A 4,708-nucleotide genomic window follows, 5' to 3' on the forward strand; every position below is an offset into this window, starting at 1 on the left:
GTCGAGGCCATGCGCCAGACCGGAGTGCTGGAACTCTCCGACCGGCCGGTGGACGACCTGTCGGGCGGGCAGCGCCAACGCGTCTGGCTGTCCATGGTGCTCGCCCAGCAGACCTCGATCCTGCTGCTCGACGAGCCGACGACCTACCTCGACATCGCCCACCAGGTGGAGGTGCTGAACCTCTGCGCCGACCTGCACGAGCACAAGGGCCACACCATCGTCGCCGTGCTCCACGACCTCAACCAGGCCTGCCGGTACGCCAGCCACCTGGTGGTCATGAGGCCCGGCGGCACGATCGCCGCCGAGGGCGACCCTTCGACGGTGATGACGGCCGAACTGGTGCGGGACGTCTTCGGCCTGCCCTGCCGGATCATCGAGGACCCGGAGACCGGCACCCCGCTGATGGTCCCCACCGCCCGTACCCGCCACCCCCTGACGCCGGAACCGGTGGCTCCCACTTCCTGAGGACCGATGCCCATGCTCAGTACGCGGCTGACCAACGCGCACGTCGTCACCATGGACCCGGCGCACCCCGTCGCCCACGACATCGGGATCTGGCGCGGCCGGATCGTCGGCCTCGACGAGGCGGTGACGGGACTGCCCGCCCGGGAGGTGGTGGACCTCCAGGGCGCCACCGTGCTGCCGGGGTTCATCGACAGCCACGTCCATCTGGCCTGGACGGGTCTGAAGGCCGCCACGCCGAGCGTGGCGCCGTGCGAGCGGGTCGAGGACGTGTTGGCGGTGGTGGCGCGGGCCGTCGCGGACAAGCCGGTCGGGGCGTGGGTGGACATCGTCGGATACGACCAGCGGGCCCTGGGGCGGCATCTGACGGCCGTCGAACTGGACAAGGTTGCTGACGGCCGCAAGGTGTTCATGCTGCACGACTCCGGGCACGGCTGCGTGGTCAACAGCGCTGTCCTGGACCTGCTGCCCGCCTCGGCCGCGGCCGGCGGGGGCTTCCTCGCCGAGAGCGCCATGACCGCCGCCCGACGGCTGCGACTGCCCTACTCCCAGGAGGAGTTGGCCGACGCCATCGAACGCGCCGGCCGGCAGTGTCTGGGCGAGGGCATCACCGCCTGCGCGGAGGCCGGGATCGGTGGCGGGCTCCTCGGCCACAGCCCGGTCGAGGCCGGCGCCTACCAGGCGCTGCGCGACCGGGGCCGGCTTCCGCTGCGGGTCCAGTTGATGGCGGCCGGGGACACCCTGCGTCCCGTGGCGGCCCACGCGGACGACGGCTTCCCGCGCGCGCTCGACCTCGGGCTGCGGACCGGGTTCGGGGACGACTGGCTGTCCGTCGGCGCGCTCAAGATCTACACCGACGGCGGCATGATGGCCCGTACGGCCGCGCTGCCCGGCCCGTCCGTCGGGACGGACGGGATCGGTGAACTCCAGGACTCCCCCGAGGCGATCACGGAGCTGATCGTGGACGGGCACCTCGCCGGCTGGCAGCTCGCGGTGCACGCCATCGGCGACCGTGCCGCCGACCTCGCCCTGGACGCGCTGGAGCGGGCCCAGGCCCTGCGGCCCCGGCCGGACGCCCGGCACCGGATCGAACACGCCGGACTGATCCGCCCGGACCAGCTGCCGCGGTTCGCCGCGCTGGGTCTCAGTGCGGTGGTCCAGCCGAACTTCCTGCGGTACTTCGGGGACGACTACGCGGCCGTCATGGGTCCCGAGCGGGCCCCGTGGATGTACCGGGGCCGCGGGTTCCTCGACCACGGGGTGACCCTGGTGGGCAGTTCCGACCGGCCCGTGACGGACGGTTCCCCCCTGCGGGCCGTCCAGTTCATGGTCGAGCGGACCTCGCTGTCGGGGCGGGCGATCGGCCCGGACGAGGCGATCAGCGTCGAGGAGGCCCTGTACGCGTACACGGTCGGCGGCGCCCGCGCCTGCCGCTGGGAGGACCGCGCGGGCACTCTGACGCCGGGGAAGCGGGCCGATCTGGTGGTGCTCGCCGACGATCCCACGCGGGTGGAGACCTCGCGCATCGGCGACATCGAGGTGCTCGACACGTACGTGGACGGCGTGCCCACGGCGGGCCGGGTGTGACCGTCCCCCGCTGACGGGCGGGCGGCCGCCGACCGTACGGTCGTGGACCCCGGACAGCCGACTTAGGGTAGCCTAAGTTCGATTGTTGTCGGGTGGGAAGGTCGCGGACGAATGACGGTCAGCACGTACCGGGACGCGTGGGGCATTCCCCATCTGAAGGCGTCCGACCACCTCCGACTCGCCTACGGGCAGGGGGAGAACGCCGCACGTGACCGGGCCTGGCAGATCGAGGTCGAGCGGCACCGCTCGCAGGGCACCACGGCCTCGTTCCTCGGTTCGGACGCCGTCGCCTGGGACCGGTTCGCCCGTCAGGCGCGGCTCGACGACACCGCGCGGCGCTGCTTCGCCGGCCTCGACGAGGAGACGGCCGCGTGGGTGGGCGCGTACGTCGACGGGGTCAACGCGGGACTGGCCGAGGGTGCGGCCGCGGCTCCCGAGTTCGCCGCGGTCGGTCTCGCGCCGGGGCACTGGCAGCCGTGGACCCCGCTCGGGGTCTGGCTGGCCCACCACATCCTGTTCGCGGGGTTCCCCACCAAGCTGTGGCGCGAGGAGGTGATCCGCCGGCTGGGCGAGGAGGCCGCCGAACTGTTCGCGACCGACGATCCGGGCACGGCGGGCTCCAACGGCTGGATGGCGTCGGGCGAGTGGACCGCCACCGGGGCCCCCATCATCCCGGGAGACCCCCACCGCTTCCTTCAGGATCCGGGGTTCTACCAGCAGATCCACCTGTCGTGCCCCGAGTACGACGTCGTCGGCTTCGCCGTCGCCGGCGTGCCCGGCATCGCGCACTTCGGCCACACCGGCTCGGTGGCCTGGGCCATCACGAACGCGATGTCCGACTACCACGACCTCTACCGGGAACGACTGCGCCCCGTGTCGCCTTCGGGGGACGGCGGGTTCGAGGCGCTCGGGCCGGACGGTTGGCGGCCGGCCCGTCACCACCGGGAGGTCGTCGAGGTCGCGGACGGCGCTCCCGTCGAGGTCGACGTGATCGAGACGGACCGCGGCCCGATCGTCATCGGCGGGCGGGTCCCGGGCGATCCGCAGGAGCCCGAGCCGACCGACGGGCCCGGCCGGGTCAGCCTGCGGTACCCACCCAGGGTCACCGGGGACCTGGGCTTCGCGACCATCCCGGCCCTGATGCGGGCACGTACCGTCGAGGACGTGGACCGGGCGCTCGACGGCTGGATCGAACCGGTCAACGTGGTCCACGCCGCCGACACGGCCGGGGGGCTGCTGCACCGGGTCGCGGGGTACGTGCCCGATCGCCATCGTGACAACGGGCTGCGGATCGTGCCGGCCTGGCACGCGGGGCACGAGTGGCGGGGGCCGCTCGCGACGCCGCGGGAGGACGCCGCGGCGGAGGGCCTCGCGGTGATGGCCAACGCCCGCGGGATCGCGACCCCGCTCGGGGTGGAGTTCGCCCCGCCGTACCGGGCGCGAAGGATCGAGGCGCTGTTGCGCGAGTCCCGGGAGTGGACGGCCCCGGCCATGTCCACCGTCCACATGGACACCCTGCTGGAGGCGGCCCGGCCGCTGTTGGCGGCCGTCGGACGCCTGACCGGTCTGAGCGCCGGGGCCGAACGGCTGCGTGAGCGGCTGATGGCGTGGGACCTGCGCATGGACGCGGGCAGCCGGACCGCCGGCGACTACGCGCGGCTGCGGTCGGCCGTCACCCGCCGGATTGCGTCGTCCCCGCAACTGAGGCCGCTGGCCACGACCTTGCCGTACCCGTCGGTGTTCCAGCCCTGGCTGACGCTCACCGCGAAGGTCGCCTTCGCCCTGGAGAACCTGCTCACGACGGACCTGCTGCCCGGACTGCCGCTGACCGGCATTCTGCGCGCGTCCCTGGAGGAGGTCGCGCGGGAGGAACCCCTCGCATGGGGCGCGTCGCACCGGCTGGCCCCGCTCCGAGCGCTGCCGTCGGGCGGCCCGTTCGGGAACACCTTCGGGGGCCCGTCCGGGGAGGAAGGGCCGGGGCTGGGCGGCGACCACGACTGCGTCCTGGCGACCTCGAGCACCCCGGGCGTCACCGACCTCAGCTCGCGCGGCCCTTCCGCCCGTTACGTGTGGGACCTGTCCGACCGGGACCGCAGCCTCTGGGTGGTCCCGCTGGGCGCCACGGGCGTTCCGGCCGACGCACACCACCGTGACCAGTTGCCCCGGTGGCTGCGCGGCGAACTCGTGCCCGTGCTGACGGATTTCGCCGGCCTCGTCCACGAGCGCACCAGTGCACCGGAGGCCCTGCCGGCGGAGGCGGTCCGTTCCCGCTGAGGCGCGGCGACCGGCAGCGGACGGGAGGGGGCGGCCACCGGCCGTCCCCTCAGCGCCAGTTGTCCTCGATCCAGGTCTGACAGGCGGCGCGCGAGGCCTCGCCGTGGACGACCTGCCAGCCCGCGGGAATCTCGATGCCGTCCGGCCAGAGCGAGTGTTCGCCCCCGGTGTTGCGCAGCACGCGGAAGAGGCGGTCCGGATCGTCGAACGGGTTGGTCATGACGACCCCCTTTCAGTCACATCAATGGAAGAATATACCGATACATGTATGTTCAAACATGTGCTCGTGGTATCGGAAATCAGTCGATGAGGCGGCGCGTCATCCCGCGCAATGCCAGGAACCAACTGAGGGCGGTGAATCCGATCAGGACGAGCGCGTGAACGA

Annotated in this window: 4 protein-coding genes; 3 read left to right on the plus strand and 1 reads right to left on the minus strand. The window is 72.9% G+C overall.

Annotation, left to right across the window (positions count from 1 at the left end):
- The 3 genes from ADK55_RS09995 to ADK55_RS10005 all read left to right on the plus strand — a co-directional run.
- A partial coding sequence (locus tag ADK55_RS09995) for an ABC transporter ATP-binding protein (protein WP_159041346.1) occupies nucleotides 1-465 on the plus strand: 465 nt, incomplete at its 5' end.
- Between the two features lie 12 nt (nucleotides 466-477).
- Nucleotides 478-2,049: an amidohydrolase gene (locus ADK55_RS10000; RefSeq protein WP_053677144.1), complete on the plus strand. Its 1,572-nt coding sequence runs from the start codon at nucleotides 478-480 to the stop codon at nucleotides 2,047-2,049.
- A gap of 111 nt (nucleotides 2,050-2,160) precedes the next feature.
- Nucleotides 2,161-4,323, plus strand: coding sequence for a penicillin acylase family protein (locus tag ADK55_RS10005; protein ID WP_053677146.1), 2,163 nt, complete (start codon nucleotides 2,161-2,163; stop codon nucleotides 4,321-4,323).
- Nucleotides 4,324-4,372: 49 nt separating this feature from the next.
- Here ADK55_RS10005 and ADK55_RS10010 read toward each other — a convergent pair whose 3' ends face one another.
- A complete protein-coding gene (locus tag ADK55_RS10010; RefSeq protein WP_053677148.1) occupies nucleotides 4,373-4,543 on the minus strand; it encodes an MbtH family protein in 171 nt (56 codons plus the stop codon).
- Between the last annotated feature and the right edge of the window lie 165 nt (nucleotides 4,544-4,708).

The organism is Streptomyces sp. WM4235 (assembly GCF_001279725.1).
Lineage (GTDB): Bacteria > Actinomycetota > Actinomycetes > Streptomycetales > Streptomycetaceae > Streptomyces.

Excerpts from the sequence above, each read along its gene's own strand:
- ADK55_RS10005 (WP_053677146.1), top strand. The coding sequence starts at position 2,161 with ATGACGGTCAGCACGTACCGGGACGCGTGGGGCATTCCCCATCTGAAG.
- ADK55_RS10010 (WP_053677148.1), bottom strand. The coding sequence starts at position 4,543 with ATGACCAACCCGTTCGACGATCCGGACCGCCTCTTCCGCGTGCTGCGC.
- ADK55_RS10000 (WP_053677144.1), top strand. The coding sequence starts at position 478 with ATGCTCAGTACGCGGCTGACCAACGCGCACGTCGTCACCATGGACCCG.